Source organism: Mycolicibacterium chlorophenolicum, from assembly GCF_001044235.1.
In the GTDB taxonomy this organism is placed as follows: domain Bacteria; phylum Actinomycetota; class Actinomycetes; order Mycobacteriales; family Mycobacteriaceae; genus Mycobacterium; species Mycobacterium chlorophenolicum.
In genome coordinates this window covers 641774-665660 of record NZ_JYNL01000064.1, presented here as the reverse complement: position 1 = coordinate 665660, position 23887 = coordinate 641774, and the positions used below count along the sequence as shown (strand labels likewise).

21 protein-coding genes, 3 tRNA genes and 1 pseudogene are annotated in these 23887 nt (G+C 68.9%); 14 read left to right on the top strand and 11 right to left on the bottom strand.

Annotation, left to right across the window (positions count from 1 at the left end):
- Window positions 1-13: 13 nt before the first annotated feature.
- Window positions 14-1033: pseudogene (locus tag MCHLDSM_RS25505) on the top strand (DUF222 domain-containing protein); the annotation flags it as partial.
- A 227-nt stretch (window positions 1034-1260) separates the two neighbouring features.
- Here the strand turns inward: MCHLDSM_RS25505 and MCHLDSM_RS25500 are convergent.
- A complete protein-coding gene (locus tag MCHLDSM_RS25500; RefSeq protein WP_048472536.1) occupies window positions 1261-1713 on the bottom strand; it encodes a MarR family winged helix-turn-helix transcriptional regulator in 453 nt (150 codons plus the stop codon).
- Between the two features lie 63 nt (window positions 1714-1776).
- On the opposite strand from MCHLDSM_RS25500, the gene MCHLDSM_RS25495 reads away from it, so the two are divergent.
- Window positions 1777-2145 (top strand): VOC family protein, encoded by a 369-nt coding sequence (locus tag MCHLDSM_RS25495; RefSeq protein WP_048472535.1) that lies wholly within the window; start codon window positions 1777-1779, stop codon window positions 2143-2145.
- Complete coding sequence (locus MCHLDSM_RS25490; protein WP_131722693.1) at window positions 2132-2602, top strand: Rossmann-fold NAD(P)-binding domain-containing protein; 471 nt, start codon at window positions 2132-2134, stop codon at window positions 2600-2602. The genes MCHLDSM_RS25495 and MCHLDSM_RS25490 overlap by 14 nt, the downstream gene beginning before the upstream one ends.
- A 31-nt stretch (window positions 2603-2633) precedes the next feature.
- On the opposite strand, the gene MCHLDSM_RS25485 is transcribed toward MCHLDSM_RS25490, so the two are convergent.
- A tRNA-Leu gene (locus MCHLDSM_RS25485) sits at window positions 2634-2719 on the bottom strand.
- Window positions 2720-2946: 227 nt separating this feature from the next.
- On the opposite strand from MCHLDSM_RS25485, the gene MCHLDSM_RS25480 reads away from it, so the two are divergent.
- The 7 genes from MCHLDSM_RS25480 to pknB all read left to right on the top strand — a co-directional run bounded on the left by MCHLDSM_RS25480 (window position 2947) and on the right by pknB (window position 12566).
- Window positions 2947-4362 carry an FHA domain-containing protein gene (locus MCHLDSM_RS25480; protein ID WP_048472533.1) on the top strand — a complete coding sequence of 472 codons (1416 nt, stop codon included), beginning with the start codon at window positions 2947-2949 and terminating at the stop codon, window positions 4360-4362.
- A gap of 129 nt (window positions 4363-4491) precedes the next feature.
- Window positions 4492-4956, top strand: coding sequence for an FHA domain-containing protein FhaB/FipA (locus MCHLDSM_RS25475; protein WP_048472532.1), 465 nt, complete (start codon window positions 4492-4494; stop codon window positions 4954-4956).
- Window positions 4953-6503: a PP2C family protein-serine/threonine phosphatase gene (locus MCHLDSM_RS25470; RefSeq protein ID WP_048472531.1), complete on the top strand. Its 1551-nt coding sequence runs from the start codon at window positions 4953-4955 to the stop codon at window positions 6501-6503. Before MCHLDSM_RS25475 ends, MCHLDSM_RS25470 begins: the two co-directional genes overlap by 4 nt.
- Window positions 6500-7912: a peptidoglycan glycosyltransferase RodA gene (locus tag MCHLDSM_RS25465; RefSeq protein ID WP_048472530.1), complete on the top strand. Its 1413-nt coding sequence runs from the start codon at window positions 6500-6502 to the stop codon at window positions 7910-7912. The genes MCHLDSM_RS25470 and MCHLDSM_RS25465 overlap by 4 nt, the downstream gene beginning before the upstream one ends.
- The gene (pbpA, locus tag MCHLDSM_RS25460) at window positions 7909-9384 is read left to right on the top strand and encodes a D,D-transpeptidase PbpA (RefSeq protein WP_048472529.1); all 1476 of its coding nucleotides are present in this window, start codon (window positions 7909-7911) and stop codon (window positions 9382-9384) included. The genes MCHLDSM_RS25465 and pbpA overlap by 4 nt, the downstream gene beginning before the upstream one ends.
- 31 nt (window positions 9385-9415) lie before the next feature.
- Window positions 9416-10693 (top strand): protein kinase domain-containing protein, encoded by a 1278-nt coding sequence (locus MCHLDSM_RS25455; RefSeq protein ID WP_048472528.1) that lies wholly within the window; start codon window positions 9416-9418, stop codon window positions 10691-10693.
- Between the two features lie 7 nt (window positions 10694-10700).
- Complete coding sequence (gene pknB, locus MCHLDSM_RS25450) at window positions 10701-12566, top strand: Stk1 family PASTA domain-containing Ser/Thr kinase (protein WP_048472527.1); 1866 nt, start codon at window positions 10701-10703, stop codon at window positions 12564-12566.
- Here pknB and MCHLDSM_RS25445 read toward each other — a convergent pair.
- Together MCHLDSM_RS25445 and MCHLDSM_RS25440 are read right to left on the bottom strand one after the other, a co-directional pair.
- On the bottom strand, window positions 12544-13218 hold the full coding sequence (locus MCHLDSM_RS25445; RefSeq protein WP_048472526.1) for an aminodeoxychorismate/anthranilate synthase component II: 675 nt from the start codon (window positions 13216-13218) through the stop codon (window positions 12544-12546). The genes pknB and MCHLDSM_RS25445 overlap by 23 nt on opposite strands.
- 23 nt (window positions 13219-13241) lie before the next feature.
- Window positions 13242-14003 carry a DUF881 domain-containing protein gene (locus MCHLDSM_RS25440; RefSeq protein WP_048472525.1) on the bottom strand — a complete coding sequence of 254 codons (762 nt, stop codon included), beginning with the start codon at window positions 14001-14003 and terminating at the stop codon, window positions 13242-13244.
- 88 nt (window positions 14004-14091) lie between these two features.
- Between MCHLDSM_RS25440 and crgA the strand changes: the two genes are divergently transcribed.
- Complete coding sequence (gene crgA, locus MCHLDSM_RS25435; protein WP_048472524.1) at window positions 14092-14373, top strand: cell division protein CrgA; 282 nt, start codon at window positions 14092-14094, stop codon at window positions 14371-14373.
- 210 nt (window positions 14374-14583) lie between these two features.
- Entirely contained in the window at window positions 14584-14955 is a 372-nt protein-coding gene (locus MCHLDSM_RS25430) for a PH domain-containing protein (protein ID WP_234714182.1), read from the top strand.
- A 48-nt stretch (window positions 14956-15003) separates the two neighbouring features.
- On the opposite strand, the gene MCHLDSM_RS25425 is transcribed toward MCHLDSM_RS25430, so the two are convergent.
- Window positions 15004-15531 (bottom strand): peptidylprolyl isomerase, encoded by a 528-nt coding sequence (locus MCHLDSM_RS25425; RefSeq protein ID WP_048420436.1) that lies wholly within the window; start codon window positions 15529-15531, stop codon window positions 15004-15006.
- A 107-nt stretch (window positions 15532-15638) separates the two neighbouring features.
- Here MCHLDSM_RS25425 and cwsA point away from each other — a divergent pair, with 107 nt between their 5' ends.
- A complete protein-coding gene (cwsA, locus tag MCHLDSM_RS25420) occupies window positions 15639-16043 on the top strand; it encodes a cell wall synthesis protein CwsA (RefSeq protein ID WP_048472523.1) in 405 nt (134 codons plus the stop codon).
- 12 nt (window positions 16044-16055) lie between these two features.
- Window positions 16056-17396 (top strand): L-serine ammonia-lyase, encoded by a 1341-nt coding sequence (locus tag MCHLDSM_RS25415; protein ID WP_048472522.1) that lies wholly within the window; start codon window positions 16056-16058, stop codon window positions 17394-17396.
- A gap of 9 nt (window positions 17397-17405) precedes the next feature.
- Here the strand turns inward: MCHLDSM_RS25415 and MCHLDSM_RS35140 are convergent, their stop codons facing one another.
- The 6 genes from MCHLDSM_RS35140 to MCHLDSM_RS25385 form a co-directional block, all read right to left on the bottom strand.
- Complete coding sequence (locus tag MCHLDSM_RS35140; RefSeq protein ID WP_131722692.1) at window positions 17406-18581, bottom strand: alpha/beta hydrolase fold domain-containing protein; 1176 nt, start codon at window positions 18579-18581, stop codon at window positions 17406-17408.
- Window positions 18582-19032: 451 nt separating this feature from the next.
- Window positions 19033-21843: an EAL domain-containing protein gene (locus MCHLDSM_RS35135; protein ID WP_060937607.1), complete on the bottom strand. Its 2811-nt coding sequence runs from the start codon at window positions 21841-21843 to the stop codon at window positions 19033-19035.
- Window positions 21840-22472 (bottom strand): heme oxygenase-like domain-containing protein, encoded by a 633-nt coding sequence (locus tag MCHLDSM_RS25400; protein ID WP_131722691.1) that lies wholly within the window; start codon window positions 22470-22472, stop codon window positions 21840-21842. The genes MCHLDSM_RS35135 and MCHLDSM_RS25400 overlap by 4 nt, the downstream gene beginning before the upstream one ends.
- A gap of 137 nt (window positions 22473-22609) precedes the next feature.
- Window positions 22610-22682: transfer RNA gene (locus tag MCHLDSM_RS25395), tRNA-Ala, on the bottom strand.
- Between the two features lie 134 nt (window positions 22683-22816).
- A tRNA-Ile gene (locus MCHLDSM_RS25390) sits at window positions 22817-22890 on the bottom strand.
- Window positions 22891-22950: 60 nt separating this feature from the next.
- Window positions 22951-23880 carry a DUF3566 domain-containing protein gene (locus MCHLDSM_RS25385; RefSeq protein ID WP_048472520.1) on the bottom strand — a complete coding sequence of 310 codons (930 nt, stop codon included), beginning with the start codon at window positions 23878-23880 and terminating at the stop codon, window positions 22951-22953.
- Window positions 23881-23887: the final 7 nt, after the last annotated feature.

The following is a 23887-nucleotide window of genomic DNA, read 5'->3' as shown; positions in this document are numbered from 1 at the left end:
CCTGGTCCGCGACGCGGTCGGGGCCGGCCCGAGCGCGGTCAAAGACGCCGCCGATCAGCGGTTGTTCCTGCTCGACCAGGACGGACCCGAACCCGACGAGCACGAACGGGCCCGCACCCGCGGCGTGACCAAACACCAGCAGCGCCGGGATGCAATGACCGATCTGGCCGCCCGGCTCACCCCCGAAGCGTGGGCGGTCTGGGAAGTGTTGTTCGCCAAATACGCCGCGCCGGGCATGTGCAACCCCGACGACCCGCAACCCTGCACCTCCGGGACACCGTCGCAAGCCCAGATCGACAACGATCACCGCAGCCTGGCCCAACGCCAACACGACGCCCTGCTCGCCGTCGGGCGTATCGCGTTGATGAGCGGCGAGGCCGGTCAATTGAATGGCCTACCGGTGTCGGTGATCATCCGCACCACCCTCCAAGACCTGGAATCCCGGGCCGGGATCGGCGTCACCGGCGGCGGCACCCGCCTCCCGATCCGCGACGTCATCAAGATGGCCGGGCACGCCAACCACTACCTGGCGGTGTTCGACCGCGCCACCGGCTCCGCCCTGGATTTGTTCCGCACCCGCCGCGTCGCCTCGCCGGCGCAGCGGATCATGCTCATCGCCCGCGACGGCGGGTGCACGAAACCGTGCTGCACCGTCGGCGCCTACGGCGCCCAGGCCCATCACGCGACCACCGACTGGGCCGCCGGCGGGCTCACCAACGTCAACGACCTCGGGTTGGCCTGCCCCCCAGACAACCGCGCGGTTAAAGACGGCGGCTGGAGCACCGCGATGAACACCCGTCACGAGGTCGAATGGACCCCACCCCCGCACCTGGACACCGGCCAAACCCGCGTCAACACCCACCACCGCCCCGAAGCACTCCTGCGCCCACCCGACGACGACGAACCACCGGCAACCGCCCCGCACGCCGCAACGGCTGAGCCGCTCGCACCGACCGACGCAGAACCACCCACCACAGCCGACGACCCCGCCCAACCCGGCGGACCCGCACCACCCGGCGACCAAGCGGCCTGAGCGGCCGCACATCCCTTCACACCTCGAAATGCAGCACTGAGACAATCGATCTCGTGGAAGTCGGCCCTGGAGCCGTGCGTGTCCTCCTGGAATGACATGCCAGCAATCGCGTGCAAGTCCTCACCCCGGTGTGCCCAAGGAATTCACAGCCGCTGCGGTCACCGCGCGCGCAATGGTCAGGTCCTTAGCGCTGAACGGCTTTACGTCGCCGGCCTGGAGGTCTCGTGTCAGTGCGCATTGCTGTGTAGGGATTGGGCCATTTTGCGGAGGATGTGCGCGACGGCCGACTGCTCACTATCAGTGAGGTCGGAGAGCATGCGCAGTTCGACGGCGCGGACGGCGGCGCTGGCGGTGTCCAGTGATCGCCGACCGCGCGCCGTCAGTTGCGCGGGCAGGACCTTTCCGACGGCCGCGTGGGCCGGACGTGTGACGTCGCCGTCTCGTTCCAAGGCTTGCAGCAGCACGTTCATCGACTGACGGGTGACGAACGCGCGACGCGCGAGTTCAGAATTCGACAGGCCCGGCCGCTGGGCCAGCAGCTCCAGACAGGCGTAGTGGGTCACCGTCATCCCCAAGGGGCGCAACACTTCTTCCATCGCGTGCCGCAGTGCGGTCGACGTCTCCTTGAGCAGGTATCCCACTGAACTTTCCAGATCGATCCCGACGTCGCCTTGACTCATGTCAGTAGTCTGACATACCTTTAGTCATGTCAGATAACTGACACATACGCGAAGGAGACCCGAATGCCCGTAACCGGCCCCGATTTCATTTCTCTGCAAGTTCGCGACCTCGACGCCGCCCAGGCGTTCTGCGAGCAGTACCTCGGACTCGTCCGCTCACCCGCGGGACCCCCGCACGCCGTGGTCTTCGACACCACACCGATCGCTTTCGCGCTGCGCGACGTCGTCGAGGGGGTTGACCTCGACACCATCGATCAACCCGGCATCGGCGTCGCGCTCTGGCTGCACGCCACCGACGTGCAGGCGATCCATGACGCCCTCGTTGCAGGCGGCACGACCATCGTCGTCGATCCGTTCGACGGTCCTTTCGGCCGGACATTCACGTTCACCGACCCCAACGGCTACCAGGTCACTCTCCATGACCGCGCCTGAGCACTCGATCCCCCTTGGGATCAATCACCGCAGTCGGCCGCAACGCGGCTCGACGAGCTGTCGTCCGCCGGGTTCGGTTTCGCAGCAATGGATTTCGCTGACACCGAGAAAATCGCCGAGTTGGTCGATCGTCACCGCGATATCGGTGATCTCCGGCAGCGACCCCGATCGCCTCGCCCAGCACTTATTGGTGATCGAGGCCGCTTCCCCATCAACGCCCGTCCACAAAGCCACCGAGGATGCGCTGACCTACACGATCGTGCGCAATACCTGGTACATCGAGAACTACCTGCAATCCCTGGGCGGCCCACGCCGCACCGGCATCCTGGCCGCCTCCACCGGCGACCCCGTCGTCGCAGCCGCAACGCGAAAAGACCTCGGCGAAGCATTGGTGGCCGTCGTCGTCAGAGAGAGCGCTCACCAAGACAAAAGGTCACGAACCATTTCTGGTTCGTGACCTCTGTCGTCGGAGTTCGTAGAACTCCTCGTGGTGGGCGAAGGGGGACTTGAACCCCCACGTCCCGAAGGACACTGGCACCTGAAGCCAGCGCGTCTGCCATTCCGCCACTCGCCCGAAACAACCGGGGCAGCCTATCACGCAGGCCGACCCGCGCTCCAACCGTACTTGGGCACCCCGCAGAACGCCAAAACGGCAGTGCGCGCGCACCTGACCTGCGGGGACGTGATTCTCAGAGTTCTGTTGGTCACGTCTGGGTACAGGTGGCCGATACCATGCATGCAAGCATCGCTGCCAGCCGACACGCTGGCTGCATTTCGTTGTCGAGGGAGGCGATCGGGGACATGGGTCTGGTCGATCGTTTCGAGCGCAAGCTCGAGGACTCGGTCGGCAACGCGTTCGCCCGGGTGTTCGGCGGATCGATCGTCCCGGCCGAGGTCGAGTCGCTGTTACGACGTGAAGCCGACTCCGGCGCCCGTGAGGTGCACGGCGGCCGCGTTTTGGCACCGAACGACTACGTCATTACCCTCAGTGTGCCTGACTATCAGAAGGTGAGTGCCGACCCGGACATCACCCCGACCACGTTCGCCAAGCACCTGGAGGGCTACATCCATGAGCGCAGATGGCAAACGTATGGTGAGGTGGTTGTCCGATTCGAGCAATCGCCCGACCTGCACACCGGACAGTTTCGCGCGCGCGGTGTGGTCAATCCCGACTCGACCACGGGCGTACCCGCCCCACCACCTCGAGACCTCTCGTCCCACGCAGAACCAGGAGTACCAGCGATGAGCGACAATCCGACCTACCGCGGCGGCCAGGGGCCGGGCCGGCCTGGGGACGACTACTACAACCGTCCCGAGGACGACCGGTACAACCGCCCGGACGATCAGCGCGGCGGCTACCCGCCCGCCGATCAGGGTGGCTACCCGCCCGCGGACCAAGGCGGCTACCCGCCGGCCGACCAGGGCGGCTACCCGCCGCACGGCGATCAGGGCTACCCCCCGCGGGGCGGCTACCCCGGCCAGGGCGGTTACCCGGATCAGGGTGGCTACCCGGACCAGGGCTATCCCCCGCCGTCCTACGAGCAGCGTCCCCCGGCCGGCTACGGCCCGCCGCAGGGCGGCTACCAGGACCAGGGCTACCGGCCCGCGCCCGGCGGATACGGTCCGCCTCCCGGCGGCGGTCAGCAGGGCTACGGCGCGCCCGCCGGTGACTACGACTACGGTCGTCCGCCGGCCCGCCCGTCCTACCCCGATCAGAGCGGCTACCCCGACCAGGGTGGCTACCCGGATCAGGGCGGCTACGGCGGCGGCCAGAACTACGGCCGTCAGGAGTACGGCCAGCCCGACTACGGCCGCTATGGCGGCGAGGCCCCGGCCGGTTACGGCGAGCAGGGCTACGGTGAGCAGGGTTATGGAGCCGGCGGCTACGGCGCCGGCTACGGAGCCGGCCAGGGTGAGTACCCCTCGGCGGGTTCGACGGTGACGCTGCAGCTCGACGACGGCAGCGGCCGGACCTACCAGTTGCGCGAAGGCGCCAACGTGATCGGCCGCGGCCAGGACGCTCAGTTCCGCCTGCCCGACACGGGGGTGTCCCGTCGGCACCTGGAGATCCGCTGGGACGGCCAGGTGGCGCTATTGTCAGACCTCAACTCCACCAACGGCACCACGGTGAACAACGCGCCGGTCCAGGAGTGGCAGCTGGCCGACGGCGACGTCATCCGGCTGGGCCACTCCGAGATCATCGTCCGCGTTCACTGAGGCTCGCACGCACGGGGGTAGCGGTCGCGTGGTCCTCACGTCGACCGCCGCCCACGTATGGTGGCGGTGCCGCAGGGACGCCGACGAGCGCTTGCGCGAGGAGCATGGCGGGGACGGAGAGGACGTCGGATGCAGGGGCTGATACTGCAGCTGACGCGCGTCGGCTTCCTGTTGTTGCTCTGGTTGTTCATCTGGTCGGTGCTGCGCATCCTGCGCACCGACATCTACGCGCCCACCGGCGCGGTGATGGTCCGCCGCGGGCTGGCGCTGCGCGGGTCGCTACTGCCCAACCGGGCACGCAACGTCCCCCGTCAGCTCGTCGTCACCGAGGGTGCGCTGGCAGGCACACGCATCCCGCTGGGCACCCAGCCGGTGCTGATCGGCCGCGCCGATGACTCCACTCTGGTGCTGACAGACGATTACGCCTCGACGCGCCATGCCCGGCTCTCGCCGCGAGGTCCGGAATGGTACGTGGAGGACCTAGGATCGACCAACGGTACATACCTCGACAGGGCGAAGGTGACGACGGCGGTACGAGTTCCGATGGGCACACCGGTGCGGATCGGCAAGACGGTGATCGAGTTGCGCCCGTGACCCTCGTGCTCCGATACGCGGCCCGCAGCGACCGGGGGCTGGTGCGCGCCAACAACGAGGACTCGGTGTACGCCGGGGCCCGGCTGCTGGCGCTCGCCGACGGCATGGGCGGCCACGCCGCCGGCGAGGTGGCGTCTCAACTGGTGATCGCGGCGCTGGCCCACCTCGACGACGACGAGCCGGGCGGCGACCTGCTCAGCAAGCTCGATACCGCGATACGCGAGGGGAACTCGGCGATCGCCGCGCACGTCGAGGCCGACCCCGAGCTGGACGGCATGGGAACCACGCTCACCGCAGTCCTGTTCGCGGGCAACCGTCTTGGCCTGGCCCACATCGGCGACTCGCGCGGCTACCTGATGCGTGACGGCGAACTCGCCCAGATCACCAAGGACGACACCTTCGTCCAGACCCTGGTCGACGAGGGACGCATCACCGCGGAAGAGGCGCACAGCCATCCGCAGCGTTCGCTGATCATGCGGGCGCTCACCGGTCACGAGGTGGAGCCGACGCTGATCATGCGCGAGGCCCGCGCCGGCGACCGCTACCTGCTGTGCTCCGACGGCCTGTCCGATCCGGTCAGCCACGACACCATCGCCGAGGCGCTGCAGATCCCCGACGTCGCCGAAAGTGCCGACCGGCTCATCGAATTGGCGCTGCGCGGCGGCGGCCCCGACAACGTGACCGTGGTGGTCGCCGACGTGGTGGACGTCAACTCCCACGACTACGGCCAGACCCAGCCGATCCTGGCCGGCGCGGTTTCCGGTGACGACGACCAGAGCGCGCCGCCGAACACCGCGGCGGGCCGGGCGTCGGCGTTCAATCCGAAACGCAACACCGCCAAACGTGTTGTGCCGCAACCCGAGGAACCCCCGCCGCGTCCACGCTCGCGACGCCGCATCTACCTCGCGGCCGCGGTGCTGGTGCTGGCGGTCCTCGCCGGCTTGGCGGTCGCCCGTGAAATCGTCCGCAACAACTACTACGTCAGCGAACACGACGGCATCGTCTCGATCATGCGTGGTGTTCAGGGCTCCTTTCTCGGGATCTCTCTCCAGGAGCCGTATCTGCTGGGCTGCCTGAACGCCCGCAACGAGCTGTCCCTCATCAGCGCCGACCAGTCGCGCGACAACCTGGGCTGCCGGCTGCTCGGCGTCGACGACATGCGTCCCTCCGAACGCGCCCAGGTGATCGCGGGTCTCCCCTCGGGCACCCTCGACGACGCCATCGGTCAGATCGAGGAACTGTCCCGCAGTTCGGTGCTCCCGGTCTGCGCGCCGCGCTCCCCCGCCACGTCGAGCCGTCCGCCGACGTCGTCCGCGCCGCCGCCGCGTCCGTCGACCACGCCTGCCCCGGGAACGCCTGCGCCCAGCGGTGATTCACGCACCTCGGCTCCCCCGCCCGCGCCCGAGACGCCGCGCACCGTGACGTCGTCGCCCGCGCCGCCCGGTCCCGCACCGGCACCCACTCCGTCGCCGACCCCGTCGCCCACCGTGACGGCGCTGCCGCCCCCGCCACCTGAACCGGGAACGAACTGCCGGGAAGTGTCATGACGACACAACCGCAGTCCCCGGTGAAGGTCACGCCGGCACTGCCGAACCGCCGCAACGCCGAACTGTTGCTGCTCGGCTTCGCCGCGCTGATCACCACGATCGCGCTGCTGCTCGTCGAGGCGAACCAGGAGCAGGGTCTGCGCTGGGATCTCGCGCAGTACACGGTCGCCTACCTCGCGCTGTTCGCCGGCGCGCACCTGGCCGTGCGGCGCTTCGCGCCGTACGCCGATCCCCTGCTGCTCCCGGTCGTGGCCCTGCTGAACGGCTTGGGGCTGGTCATGATTCACCGCCTCGACCTCGCCACGGGTGAACCCACCGCCCGCGGTCTGGGCGGCACCGCCAACCAGCAGATGCTGTGGACGCTGGTCGGCGTCATCGGGTTCTCCCTCGTGGTCGTCTTCCTGAGCGACCACCGGCTGCTGTCCCGGTACGGCTACGTGTGCGGGCTGACCGGTCTGATCCTGCTCCTCATCCCCGCGATCCTGCCGCGCTCGATGTCGGAACAGAACGGCGCGAAGATCTGGATTCGGTTGCCGGGCTTCTCGATTCAGCCCGCAGAGTTCTCCAAGATCCTGCTGCTGATCTTCTTCGCCGCGGTCCTGGTGTCCAAGCGCAGCCTGTTCACCAGTGCCGGCAAGCACGTGCTGGGCATGGACCTACCCCGGCCGCGGGATCTGGCACCGCTGCTGGCCGCGTGGATCGCCTCGATCGGCGTAATGATCTTCGAGAAGGACCTCGGCACCTCGCTGCTGCTGTACGCCTCGTTCCTGGTGCTGGTGTACATCGCCACCGAGCGGTTCAGCTGGGTAGTGCTCGGATTGACGCTGTTCGCCGTCGGCAGCGTCGCGGCGTACTTCGTGTTCGACCACGTCCGCGTGCGCGTCGAGACGTGGCGCGACCCGTTCGCCGATCCCGACGGCGCCGGCTACCAGATGGTGCAGTCGCTGTTCAGCTTCGCCACCGGCGGCATCTTCGGCACCGGGCTGGGCAACGGCCAGCCCGGCACCGTGCCGGCGGCCTCCACGGACTTCATCACCGCCGCGGTGGGCGAGGAACTCGGGCTCGTCGGTCTCGCGGCCGTGCTGCTGCTGTACACGATCGTGGTGATCCGCGGCATGCGCACCGCGATCGCCGTGCGCGACAGCTTCGGCAAGCTGCTGGCGGCCGGCCTGGCGGCCACGCTGGGGATCCAGCTCTTCATCGTTGTCGGCGGCGTCACCAAGCTCATCCCGCTGACCGGCCTGACCACCCCCTGGATGTCCTACGGCGGCTCGTCGCTGGTGGCCAATTACCTACTCCTGGCAATCCTGGTGCGGATCTCCCACAACGCCCGCCGGCCCCTGGAGGGCCGCTCGCTTCCGCCGGGTCCGATCGCGGCGGCCAGTACCGAGGTGATCGAGAAGGTATGAACACCTCCCTGCGCCGCATCTCCGTCATGATCATGGCTCTGATCGTGCTGCTGCTCGCCAACGCCACCCTGACGCAGGTGTTCACCGCCGACGGACTGCGGTCGGATCCGCGTAACCAGCGGGTGCTGCTCGACGAGTACTCCCGCCAGCGCGGCCAGATCTCCGCGGGCGGGCAGCTGCTCGCGTACTCGGTGTCGACGGAGGGCCGCTTCCGGTTCCTGCGCGTGTATCCCAATCCGCTGGCCTATGCGCCGGTGACCGGGTTCTATTCGCTGAGCTACTCGAGCACCGGTCTGGAACGCGCCGAGGACACCATCCTCAACGGTTCGGACCAGCGCCTGTTCGGGCGCCGGCTCGCCGACTTCTTCACCGGCCGCGACCCCCGCGGCGGCAACGTCGCGACCACGATCCGACCCGAGGTTCAGCAGGCCGCCTGGGACTCGATGGAGAAGGGCTGCAACGGCCCGTGCAAGGGCGCCGTGGTCGCGCTCGAGCCCTCGACCGGCAAGATCCTGGCGATGGTGTCCGCACCCTCCTACGACCCCAATCTGCTGGCCACCCACGACGTGGCCGAGCAGTCGCAGGCGTGGCAGCGGCTGCGCGACGATCCCGACTCACCGCTGTTGAACCGCGCGATCTCCGAGACGTATCCGCCCGGGTCGACGTTCAAGGTGCTCACCACCGCCGCGGCGCTGCAGTCCGGCGCGACACCCGACACGCAGCTGACCGCGTCCCCGCAGATCGCCCTGCCCGACAGCACCGCAACGCTGGAGAACTTCGGCGGATCATCGTGCGGCGGCGGGCCCACGGCGACGCTGCAGTACGCGTTCGCGCACTCCTGCAATACGGCGTTCGTCCAGCTGGGCGTCAACACCGGCGCGGACCGGTTGCGCACCGTCGCGCAGGGATTCGGGGTGGACGTGCCCCCGCCGGCGATTCCGCTGCAGGTCGCCGATTCGACGCTGGGTCCGATCCCGGACGCCGCGGCGCTGGGGATGACGAGCATCGGCCAGAAGGACGTCGCCCTGACTCCACTGCAGAACGCGATGGTCGCCGCGACCGTGGCGAACAAGGGGATCACGATGCAGCCGTACCTGGTCGACAGCCTCAAGGGACCCGACCTCGCGAACATCGCCACCACCGTGCCGACCGAAGAGCGGCGAGCGGTGCCCGAGCAGGTCGCAGATACACTTACGGACTTGATGGTCGCCGCCGAGCAGGTGACTCAGCAGAAGGGAGCCATCGCCGGCGTGCAGATCGCATCCAAGACCGGCACTGCGGAGCATGGCACTGACCCGCGCAACACGCCCCCGCATGCCTGGTACATCGCCTTCGCGCCTGCTCAGGCACCCAAGGTCGCAGTGGCGGTGCTGGTCGAGAACGGCGGGAACCGCCTCGAGGCGACCGGTGGCGCGCTGGCCGCGCCGATCGGGCGGGCGACGATCGCGGCGGCGTTGAGGGAGGCCTCGTGAGTCCGCGAAGTCGAGCGAAGCGAGGCGAGCAATGAGTCCGCGCGTGGGAGTGACGCTGTCGGGCCGGTACCGGCTGCAGCGCCTGATCGCCACGGGCGGCATGGGCCAGGTGTGGGAAGGCGTGGACTCCCGGCTGGGCCGACGTGTCGCGATCAAGGTGCTCAAGGCCGAGTACTCCACCGATGCGGAGTTCGTCGAGCGGTTCCGCGCCGAGGCCCGCACGGTCGCGATGCTCAACCACCCGGGCATCGCCGGCGTCTACGACTACGGCGAGACCGACATCGACGGCGAGGGCCGTACCGCCTACCTCGTGATGGAGCTCGTCAACGGCGAGCCGCTGAACTCCGTCCTGAAGCGCACCGGCCGGCTGTCGCTGCGGCACGCGCTCGACATGCTCGAGCAGACGGGCCGCGCGCTGCAGGTCGCGCACACCGCGGGCCTGGTGCACCGCGACGTCAAACCGGGCAACATCCTCATCACCCCGACCGGGCAGGTGAAGCTCACCGACTTCGGTATCGCCAAGGCCGTCGACGCGGCCCCGGTGACCCAGACCGGCATGGTGATGGGCACCGCGCAGTACATCGCGCCGGAGCAGGCCCTCGGGCACGACGCGACCGCGGCCAGCGACGTGTACTCGTTGGGAGTCGTTGGCTACGAAGCGGTTTCGGGCAAACGACCGTTCACCGGGGACGGCGCGCTGACCGTCGCGATGAAGCACATCAAGGAGAACCCTCCCCCGCTGCCGGCCGACCTGCCGCCGAACGTGCGCGAGCTGATCGAGATCACGTTGGTGAAGAACCCCGGCATGCGTTACAAGTCGGGCGGCCCGTTCGCCGACGCCGTGGCCGCCGTGCGCGCCGGCCGGCGCCCGCCCCGACCCAACGCCGCACCCTCGATCGGTCGCGCCGCGCCGGCCGCGGTGAAGCCGACCATCGCGCCCCGCCCCGCGGAGCCGACGGGCCGCGCCCCGGCCGCCACCTCCCGCACCCGGACCACCGGCAGCCACCACCGCTCGGCGCCGCCGGCGCGACGCACGTTCTCGTCCGGTCAGCGGGCGCTGCTGTGGGCCGCCGGCGTGCTGGGCGCGCTCGCGATCGTCATCGCGATCCTGATCGTGCTCAACGCGCAGGACCGCAAGGACCGCGCGCCCGCGCCCCCGACGGTCACCGAGACACCGTCGCAGAGCGGCACCTCCGAGACGCCGGCCGCCGCGCCCGCGGCCATCGTCGATCATGAAAACGCCCGTTTGTGGGTAATACGACCCCCTGTCCACGCGCCGCCGCCCGCGGTGCGCCCCAGCCAGAACTGATGTTGCGATGACGACCCCACAGCACCTGTCCGACCGGTACGAGGTCGGCGAGATCCTGGGCTTCGGTGGCATGTCCGAGGTCCACCTGGCACGCGACCTTCGCCTGCACCGCGACGTCGCGATCAAGGTGCTGCGTGCCGACCTGGCCCGGGACCCGAGCTTCTACCTGCGGTTCCGTCGCGAGGCGCAGAACGCCGCGGCGCTCAACCACCCGGCGATCGTCGCGGTGTACGACACCGGCGAGGCGGAGACCCCGACGGGTCCCCTGCCCTACATCGTGATGGAGTACGTCGACGGCGTCACGCTGCGCGACATCGTCCACACCGAGGGCCCGATGCCGGCCAAACGGGCCATCGAGGTCATCGCCGACGCCTGCCAGGCCCTGAACTTCAGCCATCAGCACGGCATCATCCACCGCGACGTCAAGCCCGCGAACATCATGATCAGCAAGAGCGGTGCGGTGAAGGTGATGGACTTCGGCATCGCCCGCGCCATCGCCGACGCCGGCAACCCGGTCACCCAGACGGCCGCGGTGATCGGCACCGCGCAGTACCTCTCCCCCGAACAGGCCCGCGGCGTCAAGGTCGACGCCCGTTCCGACGTGTACTCGCTCGGCTGCGTGCTCTACGAGATCCTCACCGGCGAACCGCCGTTCGTCGGCGATTCCCCCGTCGCGGTGGCCTACCAGCACGTCCGGGAGGACCCGGTGCCGCCGTCCGCGCGGCATGCCGACATCTCCCCCGACCTCGATGCCGTCGTGCTCAAGGCGCTCGCCAAGAACCCCGACAACCGGTACCAGACGGCCGCCGAAATGCGCGCGGACCTGGTCAAGGTGCACAGCGGGGAACGGCCGGACGCCCCCAAGATCTTCACCGACGCCGAGCGCACGTCGCTGCTGTCGTCGAGTCCCGCGCACCTGCGCACCGACCCGGTGGATCACCAGCCCCGATACATCGCCAAGGAGCGCAGCGGATCGGTGGGCCGCTGGTTGATCGCGGTCGCGGTGCTGGCCGTGCTGACCGTGGTGGTCACCATCGCGATCAACATGTTCGGCGGCGAGACCCGCGACGTCCAGGTGCCCGATGTGCGCGGTCAGGTCTCCGAGGACGCCATCGCCGCCCTGCAGAACCTCGGCTTCAAGACCACGGTGGCGAAGAACACCGATTCGGAAGTGCCGCCCGATCACGTCATCAGTACCGATCCGGCCGCCAACTCCTCCGTCAGCGCCGGCGACGAGATCACCGTCAACGTGTCGACGGGACCCGAGCAGCGCGAAGTGCCCGACGTGTCCGGCCTGAGCTACGGCGACGCGGTCAAGAAACTCACCGACACGGGCTTCAGCCGCTTCCGGCAGACCACGTCGGCGTCGCTGCCCGAGCAGCGCGACCGCGTGCTGTCGACGGTGCCGCCGGCCAACCAGACCTCGGCGATCACCAACGAGATCACCATCGTCATCGGCAAGGGCCCGTCGACGGCCGTCGTACCCGACTGCGTGGGGCAGACCATCGAGGTGTGCCAGCAGATCATGTCCGCATCCGGGTTCACCAAGACCGTTCCGGTCGAGGTCGACAGCACCACCGCCGCCGGGCAGATCATGGGCAGCGATCCGGCGGCGGGCCAGACCGTGCCGCAGGACAACGTGATCCAGATCCAGGTCTCCCGCGGCAACCAGTTCGTGATGCCGGACCTGACCGGCCAGTTCTGGACCGACGCCGAACCGCGGCTGCGCGCACTGGGCTGGACGGGCTCCCTGGACAAGGGCGCCGACGTGCAGAACAGCGGTCAGCGGACCAACGCCGTCGTCACCCAGAGCCCGGCCCCGGGTACCGCGGTGACCTACGGCTCGCGGATCACGCTGAGCTTCGCGTCGTAGCGGCCGCCACCGCGGTCGCGACCTCGTTCTCGAGGCGGGCGACCAACGCCTCGGCGGGGGCGGCGCCGCACTCGGCGAGCCAGTTGGCGAGCATCCGGTGCCCGCCCTGGGTGAGGATCGACTCCGGGTGGAACTGCACACCGTGGATCGGCAGCTCGATGTGCCGCACGCCCATGATCACGCCGCCTTCGGTGCGGGCGATGACCTCCAGCTCGTCGGGCACGGTGCCCGGCAGGATCGTCAGCGAGTGGTAGCGCGTCGCGACGAACGGATCGGGCAGCCCTTTGAGCACTCCCCTGTCGGTGTGGAAGACGGTGCTGGTCTTGCCGTGCAGCAGTTCCGGGGCGCGGTCGACGGTGCCGCCGAACGCGACGCCGATGGCCTGATGCCCCAGGCAGACGCCGAGCAGCGGCGTCGCCGCTGCCGCGCACGCGTTGACCAGGGGGATCGATGCGCCGGCCCGCTCCGGGGTACCCGGGCCGGGGCTGAGCAGCACCCCGTCGAATTCTTCTGCGACTGAAGCGATGTCGGCATCGGTGGCCAGGCGGTCGTCGTCGTTGCGCCACACCTGCGCGTCTACCCCGAGCTGACCCAGATACTGCACGAGGTTGAACACGAAGCTGTCGTAGTTGTCGACGACCAGAACCTGCATGTGCCCAGGCTACCGCCGGGCCTTCAGTAGCCGAGCGGACCGATCGGCTCGGCGAACCTCATCCGCACCGGCGCGGTGTACCCGACGAGTTCGACGTCGCGGGTCTCCTCGGTGTAGCCGAGGCCGAATCGCACCGCGTACTGCTTGTACAGCGTCACCAGCGGGGCGGCGGCCAGGGCGCGCTGCATCGCGGCGGCGTCCCCGATCGCGGTGATCACGTATGGCGGGCTGTAGGTGCGGCCGTTGAGCAGCAGCGTGTTGCCCACGCAGCGGGGCGCCGACGTGGCGATCAGACGCTGGTCCTGCATCTGGATGCCCTCTGCGCCGGCGCTCCACAGCGCGTTGAGCACGGCGGTGATGTCCTGCTGGTGCACGACGAGGTCGTCGGGCGACGCGTCGCGCGGGAACCGGCCCTGAGCGTCGCGTTGCGCGTCGTTGAGGGTGACCACCAGGCCCGGGCCGCGCAGCGGCGTCAGCGCGGCCTCGGGGGCCAGCGCATCGGCACGACGCGTGATCGCGGCCAGCGCCGCGGCCGCGGTGGGGGAGCCGCCGTGGTGATTCTCGATCTGCGGCGCCAGTGCGTCCCGCTCCGCGGTCAGCCGGTCGACCGAGCGCTGCGTCTCGCGCACCAGATCGACAAGCCGGGGGGCGTCGCTGCGCCGGATCTCGTCGCCACCGGACACCCCGTGTGTGGCGCCGAGCAGCAGGCCCGCCGCCGCGCACACCACCGGCACCCCGAACCGCCACGCCGACCGCCGGCGCACGGTTGCGTCACGGGCTTTCATCGGTTCGGTCTCCTCACGCGTCGGTGCTGCTCGTCGCTGCGTTAGGCTTTGACCTACATATCGTCGCACCGATCGTCCGAAGGTACCCATGCCCAAGTCCAAGGTCCGCAAGAAGAACGACTTCACCATCAATCCGGTGAGCCGGACTCCGGTCAAGGTCAAGGCCGGTCCGTCCAGCGTCTGGTTCGTCGTTCTGTTCGTCGGCCTGATGCTCATCGGGCTCGTCTGGCTGATCGTTTTCCAGCTCGCGGGCAGCGGCCCGGACGTGCCCAGCTTCCTGCAGTGGATGAGCAATCTGAACGTGTGGAACTACGGCATCGCGTTTGCCTTCATGATCACGGGGCTGTTGCTCACGATGCGCTGGCGCTGACCCGCTGCGGAGCCGGATGTGACGAACATCTCGACCCCCGGCGTTCCCCTGCTCGCAACCCTGCGGACACCGGATCACATCGATGTGATTCATCCCCATTGGGGATAGCACCTGTGGATAACCCCGTTCGGCGCGGTAGGAGTGTGTGAGTTGACCGCTCAGCAAACATCTTGGGGCCCGCCGACGGCAGGCATCGCCGGCGCCGCAGCAGTGGGCATCCTGCTCGGAATCGCCGTTGTGACGCTGGTCACAGACGTGCCGGGGCGCATCCTCATCGGCATTGCGGCGGTGGGGTTGCTGGCGTTTGCGGTCGTGTCGTGGCGCGCCCGGCCGAAACTGGCAATCGACGGCGACGTGCTGGTGTACCGCGGGTGGTTCACCACGAGGCGGCTGGCACGCCCGGACATCAGCCTTATCCGCATCACGGAGTTCCGCCGGATCGGTCGCACCATGCGTCTGCTGGAGATCGACACCACCGACGACCGCCTGCTGGTGCTCAGCCGGTGGGACCTGGGCAGCGACCCGTTGCGCGTGCTGGACGCGCTGACCGACGCCGGCTTCGCGCGCGGCGCCGCAGCGTGATTTCGGTGTCGTTGGTCGCGCCTGGCGTGACCGACGACGCCGAAATCGCTAGGAGATGGTGACCGACTCGATGACGACCGGATCGGTCGGGCGGTCGCTGCGATCGGTCGCGGTGGTGGCGATCGCGTCGACGACCTTCTGCGACTCGGGGTCGACGACCTCGCCGAAGATCGTGTGGCGACGGTTCAGGTGCGGCGTCTTGCCGACCGTGATGAAGAACTGCGAGCCGTTGGTGCCCGGTCCCGCGTTGGCCATCGCCAGCAGGTAGGGCTTGTCGAACTGCAGTTCCGGGTGGAATTCGTCGGCGAACTGGTAGCCGGGGCCGCCGCGACCGGTGCCGGTCGGGTCGCCGCCCTGGATCATGAAACCGTCGATGACACGGTGGAACACCGCGCCGTCGTAGAACGGGCCGGACGAGCCGCCCGAGGCGTTCTCGGTGCTGTAGTCCTTGGTGCCCTGGGCCAGGCCGACGAAGTTGGCCACCGTCTTGGGCGCGTGGTTACCGAACAGGGCGATCTTGATGTCGCCGCGGTTGGTGTGCAGGGTCGCGGTCGCGGTCTGAAGAGGACTCGTCACGGGAAGTCAGTGTGCCACGCCGCCTCCGACCCCCAACCGGGCACCGTGGGGTTGGCGGAGATGGCAGGCTGAAGGTCCCAGTCACGCGCTGCCGAGAAAGGTGGGCCATGAGCTCCAAGACCCGAGTCCGGTTGACCCCGAGCCAGCGGCTGAGCCGCGGCCTGAAGTACTCGACGGTCGGGCCGGTGGACGTCACCAGGGGAGCGGTCGGTCTGGGGGTCGACTCGGTGCGGTCCTCGGCGTCCTGGGTCGGTGAGCGCTACCGCACCAGTCAGGTCGCCCGCCAGCTCAAGGCGGAACTCGCCTCGGCGCAGGAGGCCATCGCGAACCTGCCCGAGACCCTGGACAGGGCGCGCACGCCGCGGCGCCGCCGCCGGCCGCGGCTGGTGGCCGCCGGCATCACGGTGGCGGTGCTGGCCGGGGGAGCGGTCGCCTTCACGATCGTCCGTCGTTCGACGCAGCCGGAGCCCTCGCCGCTGCCGCCGAGCGTCGAGGTCACGCCGAAACCGTAGCGGGGTCGGATCATGGCCGTCTCGGTGTTCGACCTGTTCTCGATCGGTATCGGGCCGTCGAGTTCACACACCGTAGGGCCCATGCGCGCGGCGCACCGCTTCGCCGAACGGCTGCGCGGATCGCTCGACGAGGTCGCCCGGGTGCGCGTCGAACTCTTCGGTTCGCTGGGCGCGACCGGCGCGGGACACGGCACCCCGGGTGCGGTGATGCTCGGACTCGAGGGGGCACAGCCGGAGTCGATCGATCCGGCCGCGGCGCGGGAGCGGGTCGCCGCGATCGAGCAGGAGGGTCGCCTCCTGTTGGTGGGGGAGCGGCCGATCGAGTTCGACATCGTGATGATGCTGCAGGCCATGGCTTTTCACAGCAACGGCATGGTCTTCCACGCCGTGCGCGCCGACGGCACCGAGGTGGACCGGCACGTGTACTACTCCGTCGGCGGCGGGTTCGTCGTCGACGAGGACGAGGCGGCGACGCCGGCCGCCGACGACGTCGCCGTGCCGTACCCGTTCCGAACGGCGGCCGAGCTCGTCGCGCTGGCCGAGGAAAACCGTTGCCGGATCGCCGATCTCGTCGTCGCCAACGAGGAGGCCCTGGGCAACGGACCCCGCCTGCGGGAGGGTCTGCTGCACATCTGGGCGACCATGCGCGAGTGCGTGGCCCACGGCCTCACCACCGGGGGCACACTGCCAGGCGTGCTGCACGTGCGTCGACGGGCCGCGGCGCTGGCCACGGCGCTGGAGGCAGATCCGACCGATCCGCTGTTCGCGATGGACTGGGTGACGGTGTACGCGCTGGCGGTCAACGAGGAGAACGCCGCCGGCGGCCGGGTGGTGACGGCGCCGACGAACGGCGCGGCCGGGATCATTCCGGCTGTGCTGCACTACTACTGGCGGTTCGTCCCGAATGCCGACGACGACGGCGTCGTCGAGTTCCTGCTGACGGCCGCGGCGATCGGACAGCTGTTCAAGGCGAACGCATCGATCTCGGGGGCCGAGGTCGGCTGTCAGGGCGAGGTCGGGTCGGCGTGCTCGATGGCCGCGGCCGGCCTGGCCGCGGTGCAGGGCGGGTCACCGGCACAGGTGGAGAACGCCGCCGAGATCGGCATCGAACACAACCTGGGGCTGACGTGCGATCCGGTGGGGGGACTGGTGCAGATCCCGTGCATCGAGCGCAACGCGGTCGCATCGGTGAAGGCGATCACCGCCGCGCGGATGGCGTTGTTCGGCGACGGCACGCATCACGTCAGCCTCGACACCGCGATCAAGACGATGCGCGACACGGGGGCCGACATGGCCGACAAGTACAAGGAGACCTCACGCGGGGGACTGGCGCTCAACGTCGTCGAGTGTTGAGCACCGCGCTCAGGCAATGCCCAACTGCCGGTAGATGTCGGGGAGGACGGCCCTGGCCTCGCGCAGGATCGTCAAGATCGCCCAGTCGTGGGGCTCGCCCTCGCGCAGAACAAAGGTGAAGTCGGCGCCGGGCGTCATCGCGGCCCTCTCCCGGAGCAGCAGAATGTCCGGTGCGACCACATCGCGGCTACCGGCATAGATCGTGGTCGGCGGCAGGCCCTCCACCGACCCGAACAGAGGGCTGAGCAGCGGATCCGCGAGGTCCAGACCGTCGGCCCACAGGTTGGTGTACGACCGGACATCCTCGAGGACTTCAGGCGTGAAGATGGGATCGTCAACGAGCGGGATGGCCGGGTTGCTCAGTGTGCTGTCGACGGCGGGTGCACTGAGCACCATTCTCGATGGCACCGCCTCGCCGCGACGTACCAGCTCCTGCACCGCGACCAAGCTGATGTTGCCTCCGGACGAGTCGCCGAAGACGCTGACGTTGTCGGCGCCCCGCTGTTCGATCTGAGCGGTGATCAGGTCGGCCACCGCGGGCACGACCTCGCGTGCCGTTCCCGTCGGCACCAACGGGTACAGCGGCACGACCACCGTTGCGCCGGTCTTGCGGGCCATCGCGCTGTAGAACAGCCAGTTGAACACTGTCGGCTGCAGGACCAACGCGCCGCCGTGGACAGCCACGACGGCCTCGTCGGAAGTCGACCGAGTGGACTGCATGGTCCAGACCGGCATTCCGTCGAACTCCGTGCGCTCCACGGTCAGCCCGCGCCTCGTCCGCCGCGGTGGATGGTCGCTCTGGAGCAGCCCGAGGACCGGGATCGTCAGATCGACGTGCACCAGAGTCCCGATCTTGCCCACCGTCCCGAACACAGCGCTCAGGGTTCTCGACAGACCCGACGGTCTCCCGGTGAAGACCGGGGGCTCCACGGCGGGCGCCGTGATGGTGTCGGCAGGTACAGGATCGGTCGACCCGCCGGTCGCGATGACGCGTTCGGCGACTGGGGGTCGCACCCCGTTGCGTCCCACTGCGTTTGCTGATTCCTCCGTATCCCGTCGCGAGAGCGCCAGCAGGGTGAACGCGGTCGGGCCGTCCGCGGGGACGTCGGGTGATCTGGTGTTCGACGGGTCGGTGTCCGCGGCCGGAGTCTGCGCCCGAGTCGGTCGGCGCTGCGAAAGATTCACCAGTGCCGTCTCGTTCGAGGTCGTTTGCGTGTCTGCCGCTCGGAACGGACGCCACCGTGGTCGGACGTCGGCGTCGCCGTCCGAGCGGTTCGCACGTCGACGCGCGCCCGGTGAATCGGCAGGGTCGCGGCGGTCTCGGCCGGAGGTGCGGGGGACAGCGGACGGGCCGCGGTCCGGCTGCGATGCCGCGTCCGACACCGATGACGTGCCGGCATCTGCGGGTGCGGCTGATGCCGTCCACGGTCCGGCGATCACTCCCGCGCCGATGCCGAGACCGACCGCGAGCGCTCCCGCCAGGCTGAGGTGTCTGCCGCACTCGGCTGCCGTGCGCGTCGCTGAGCTCATCGCGGTCCTCCATCCCCGGCAAGCAGCGACATCGCCCCTGACGTGCGAGCGCTACGTGATGAACCGCAGTGTGCACCCGCACCGGGCCGACACCTTCAGTAGTCGGCTACTGCACTTCGTACGGACCGGTCGGCGGGGGTCCGAACTTCGGTGGGCCGTATCGGTGGCCCTGCACCCAGTCGTATCCCAGTGACAGCAACATCTCTTCCTGCTGCTGTGTCTCGACACCCTCGGCGATCATGCGCAATCCGAGATCCAACACCAGCTGGATCGCCCAGCGTGCGACGACGTCGTGGCCGCGTCGCGGGCGCTGGACGAAGGTGCGGTCCAACTTGACCATGTCGACCGGCAGATTCTGCAGATGAGCGAGCGAGGAGTAGCCGATCCCGAAATCGTCGATGGCCACAGTGATACCGAGCGACCGAATCGCATTGAGCAGCAATTGGAGTCGGCCCGCTTCGTGCACAATCGCCGACTCCGTCAGCTCGATCGTCAACCGGTCGGGCGGAACGTGGTAGTGCGCGATCAGGTCCGCGAGGAAAGTCACGTACTCGGTGTCCACCGTCATCGCGCTGACGTTGACGGCCAAGTGGAAATCCCGGGTCCTGTCGCGCAACAACTCGAGGCACTGCGCCACCGCACGCTCGGCGATCCGTCGATCGACCTGGCGGATCTGACCTGTCTCCTCGGCGAGAGGGACGAATTCGTCGGGCAGCAGGACATCTCCGGCCGGCTGGCGCCATCGAGCCAGCGCCTCCGCGCCGATGATCTGGCCGGTTCGCAACGAGACGAGGGGTTGGAATGCCGGAACGAGCTCGTCGCTGGCGAGCGCCCGATAGAGCTGCTGCTCGAGCATCGAACGACGCACCGCCCGCTGAGAGAAGTCCTCCTGGTAGAACGTGATTCGCGACCCGCCGGCACGTTTGGCCGAGTACATCGCCAGGTCTCCGCGCCGCAGGAGTTCACCGGCATCGGCGACGCCTTCGGCATCGCTGTCGGTGACGGCGCCGATGCTGACACTCACCACGATGGTGACGCCCTCCACGATCACCGGATCCCGGAACGCCGCCAGGATCCCCTCGGCGACCTGCGAAACCTCACCGGACGAGTTGTCGCGAAGCAACACAACGAATTCGTCGCCCCCGAGGCGAAACACACTGCCGGACCGTCCGACCAGATAGAACGTCACCCGCTCCAGCCGGTCGGCGGTGGCCTGCAGCACCAAGTCGCCCCTGTGATGGCCGTACGCATCGTTGATCTGCTTGAAGCGATCCAGGTCGAGGAACAGCAGCGCAAAACGCCGCGCTGCGGGCGGGGATCGGATCTCACTGTCGACGGCCAGTGACAGCGCGCGGCGGTTGCCCAGGCCCGTCAGCGGATCGACGGTCGCCTGGGTCGCGAGCTGCCGATAGGCCCACTCGTTGAGACCTGAATGCACGGCCTGGTAGAGAGTGTCAGCCGCGATCCGATCGTGCTCGGACCACATGCGGCTGCGGTCGGTGACGTTCTCGACGAACTCGCTGAACGATCCGCGCGGGTGCAGGCGCCCGTGTTCGTCCTTGCGAACCAATGCGTTCACTTCTCCGCCCCAGCGGACGGTGTCCAGGAAGGGACGGCGGAACCAGGTGAGGTACCCCTCCGGGGTGCCCGGTAGTCGGGACACGATGGCGCCTGCACACGTGTCAGCGGTGGCGAGCTGCGGCATGTCGACGGCGAGGCGGTCGGTGACCTGCACGAGACCCGTTGCTGTCGAACCGGATTCGCGAAACAGATCGTCGATCGCCCCTTGCCGGGGCACCTCACCGAGGCGGACCACCTCTCTGCCCAACCGGGCCGCGAAGCCGTCCGCCTGCACCGCCTTCATCATGTCGTCGCCAACCGCACGGATGCAGTGGATGGCGTCATCCCCGGCCGTGAGATTGCGGCGAAGTCCTTCCGCAAGTGATGTCACCTGAGCGCGCCGGGCGCCAAAGCTCTTCTCGTCCATCGTCGCTGCGACGAATGAGGCGATACGGCTGACGGTGCTGAGAGCCTGGCGATCCCCCAGGCTGAGTGCCCGGGGCTCGGTGTGGTGCATGACGAACATGCCGGTCAGCTGTCCGCGCTGAACAACCGACACCGCGGCGGTGGCAGCCACACCCATGTTGCGCATGTACTCCAGGTGCACCGGCGAGACGGCGCGACGTTGAGCGAAGGTGAGATCGAGAGCGGGTGCCGGCCCGCCCCCGCGAGCCGAGCCCAGGAGATGGACCGTCGGTCCGTCGACGTCTTCGATGACCCGCACCAGTTGCACCACGTACAACCGACGGGCCTGCGGGGGGATGTCCGACGCGGGATAGTGCAGCCCGAGATACGGCTCCAGGTCGGGCCGGTTGATGTACTCGGCGGTCACCTCGCCGTGGTAGTCGGGATGGAACGTGTAGGCCATGGTGCGCGCATAGCCGAACATCGCTCCCAGCGCCGTGACCGTCTGCTCGGAGAACACCTGCCAGCTCGGCGCCTGCAGCAGCGTGCTGATCATCGCGGTCGGATCCTCGGCGATCGATGCGATGTCACGCTCGATCTCGAGGATGTAGTGGTCAGCCGTCGTGTGGGCGGTGATCACCACGGGATCGGTTGTCAGCCAGAACATGTGGGATCGCCATCCGTCGATCGCCTCGAATCGGGTGGCGCCGGTGGGCAGCTCGAGCGCGCGGGCGACATCCTCGACAGTCGTCCCGAGCACCGCTGGCGCACGCAGCTTCGCGCAGATCGGCGCCTGAAGGTTCGACGACACGTGGGAGACGCGCCGCCGCGCGAGGTCGATCGCGAGGAGCCATCCGTGTGCCTGGATCGCGTCGGGCTTGTCGATGGGTTCGGTCTCGCAGCCTTCGTGACCGACCACCTTCCACATCGCCTCCGGTGTGTCGCTCGTCATCGATGGCCACCGGCCGAAAGATGTGCGACGAGCGCCCTCCGGTGGAGGTCGAAGCCGGCACGCGCGGCCGCGATTGCGGTGTCCGCCTCCTTCGCTTCCACGTGATCCACGGCCTTGAGCACCGCGCGCCAGCGGGCCTGGAGATGATCGCCATAGGGTCGGAGCAGCAACTGTTCGCGGTCGATCTGCCACCACGACGCGGTTCGGGCGACGCGCAGCAGATGCAAGCCGCCGAGAGCCGAACCCACGTAGACGTAGACCAGGCCCACCATGGCGGCGCGTCCTGGCGTCGTCAACGGCTGTCCGCCGATGTCGCAGACACGCGGAGAGTCGAGGCGGGATCCGCCCAGGGTGTCGAGGAAGGATGACTCGGCATCGATCGCTGCGCGCTTGGACACCTCGGCGGGCGACAGCCCCTCGACCCACAGTGCGCGCGGGATTCGGGGCAACGTTGCCTCGACGGCCTCGGCAGCCGCGATCAGCCCGCCGAGAACCGCCGCGTAGTACCCGCGTTCGGCCAGGCGGGGGAGGTCGACGAGATCGTCCACCGAGGCGTGGTCGTCGGCGGTGGCGCGACGGAGGGCCGGCGTGAAGCCGCTTTGGTGTTTCGTCGACATGCCCACCGACATCTCACCCTCGTCACCGTTCACCTGCAGTGGTGGGCATGATTGTCCACCGCCGAGGCGTTCGGTGCGGGCGGTTCGCGGCGATGGCGAGGCGGGGTCTCAGCGGACTGACAGCGCGCGGACAGCTGCTGGTGTAATTGTGGAGCCTAGGAGATTCGAACTCCTGACATCTGCCTTGCAAAGGCAGCGCTCTACCAACTGAGCTAAGGCCCCTCGTCAGGAAGGCGCATCGGCGAGTGTGTGCCACACCTCGGGGCTGTGCTGGGTCCGCCAGACCACGAACCCGGCGGCCGCGGCGATGCCCGCCGCGAGCAGCAGCACCACCTTCATCGATGTGTACCTTTCCGTGGGGCTAGGAGGACTCGAACCTCCGACCTCTTCGTTATCAGCGAAGCGCTCTAACCGCCTGAGCTATAGCCCCGTGCAACCGCATGGCCGAGCAGCGAGATTACCGCACGGACAACCCGACTCCCAAACCAGCTCAGTCGCGGTCGGCCAGAGTGACCTCGACACCGCCCACGAGGTCGGTGGTGAGGTTGTAGATGAACGCCCCGATCGTCGCCGCCGCGGTCAGCAGAACGATGTTGACCAGGCCGATAAGGGCGGCACCCCCGAAGATCGTGCCGCTGGACACCAGCTCGCCGCCCGAGCTGCCGCTGGCGCTGGTCAGCAGGTCGCCGACGTTGCTGTTGAGCTTGCTCCAGACGCCCATGCCGCCGAGCACCAGGTACAGGAACGCGACCGCGATCATCCACACGAAGAACAGTGCCACCGACAGCACCAGCGACACTTTCAGCGCGCTCCACGGATCCACCCGGCGGATCTGCATGCTCGCGCGGACCGGCCCGGTGTGCTGCCGCGGACCGACCTGCACGGCCCGGCCGGCGGCGGCCTTCTGTGCGGGACGGGCGGGCGGCTCGGACGTCTGACGCTCCGCCGGCTTACGCTGCTGCGCCGTCCGGGGCGGACCCGACAGGTCGGGCAGCTCGCTCTTGTACGCCGCGCCGCCGGTGTTCTCGGTGCGGGTCGGGGCTTCGGGACGGTGTGCCTCGGTCCGCGTCGGCGGTTCCGGACGGTTGCCCTCCGGACGGTTGCCTTCGGGACGGTTGCCCTCGGGGCGAAGCACCTCGGTGCGGTCGCCGCGCGGCGCCGACTCGGTGTCCTGGCCGCCGGAGATGAAGCGGTTCAGCCGGGCGTCGAGCCCGCCCTGCGCGTCCGGGGCCTGCTGCTGGCGGGCCCGGGCCGCGGGACCCCGCTGCCATGGCGGCACGTCAGCGTGCTCGGCGCCGTGAGCGGGCCCCTGGGGCGGAGCCGCGCTGGGCACCGGCGCCGGCGCAGCCGGTGACCCGTTGCCGGTGGCACCGGACGCGTCACCCGCGCGCGGGTGTCCCGGCTCGTTCGGTGAGCTCACAGACCGC

Bases quoted from the DNA above. Each gene is read 5' to 3' on its own strand.
- MCHLDSM_RS25500 (WP_048472536.1), bottom strand. From the start codon at position 1,713: ATGAGTCAAGGCGACGTCGGGATCGATCTGGAAAGTTCAGTGGGATAC.
- MCHLDSM_RS25495 (WP_048472535.1), top strand. From the start codon at position 1,777: ATGCCCGTAACCGGCCCCGATTTCATTTCTCTGCAAGTTCGCGACCTC.
- MCHLDSM_RS25490 (WP_131722693.1), top strand. From the start codon at position 2,132: ATGACCGCGCCTGAGCACTCGATCCCCCTTGGGATCAATCACCGCAGT.
- MCHLDSM_RS25480 (WP_048472533.1), top strand. From the start codon at position 2,947: ATGGGTCTGGTCGATCGTTTCGAGCGCAAGCTCGAGGACTCGGTCGGC.
- MCHLDSM_RS25475 (WP_048472532.1), top strand. From the start codon at position 4,492: ATGCAGGGGCTGATACTGCAGCTGACGCGCGTCGGCTTCCTGTTGTTG.
- MCHLDSM_RS25465 (WP_048472530.1), top strand. From the start codon at position 6,500: ATGACGACACAACCGCAGTCCCCGGTGAAGGTCACGCCGGCACTGCCG.
- pbpA (WP_048472529.1), top strand. From the start codon at position 7,909: ATGAACACCTCCCTGCGCCGCATCTCCGTCATGATCATGGCTCTGATC.
- MCHLDSM_RS25455 (WP_048472528.1), top strand. From the start codon at position 9,416: ATGAGTCCGCGCGTGGGAGTGACGCTGTCGGGCCGGTACCGGCTGCAG.
- pknB (WP_048472527.1), top strand. From the start codon at position 10,701: ATGACGACCCCACAGCACCTGTCCGACCGGTACGAGGTCGGCGAGATC.
- MCHLDSM_RS25445 (WP_048472526.1), bottom strand. From the start codon at position 13,218: ATGCAGGTTCTGGTCGTCGACAACTACGACAGCTTCGTGTTCAACCTC.
- MCHLDSM_RS25440 (WP_048472525.1), bottom strand. From the start codon at position 14,003: ATGAAAGCCCGTGACGCAACCGTGCGCCGGCGGTCGGCGTGGCGGTTC.
- crgA (WP_048472524.1), top strand. From the start codon at position 14,092: ATGCCCAAGTCCAAGGTCCGCAAGAAGAACGACTTCACCATCAATCCG.
- cwsA (WP_048472523.1), top strand. From the start codon at position 15,639: ATGAGCTCCAAGACCCGAGTCCGGTTGACCCCGAGCCAGCGGCTGAGC.
- MCHLDSM_RS25415 (WP_048472522.1), top strand. From the start codon at position 16,056: ATGGCCGTCTCGGTGTTCGACCTGTTCTCGATCGGTATCGGGCCGTCG.
- MCHLDSM_RS35135 (WP_060937607.1), bottom strand. From the start codon at position 21,843: ATGACGAGCGACACACCGGAGGCGATGTGGAAGGTGGTCGGTCACGAA.
- MCHLDSM_RS25400 (WP_131722691.1), bottom strand. From the start codon at position 22,472: ATGTCGGTGGGCATGTCGACGAAACACCAAAGCGGCTTCACGCCGGCC.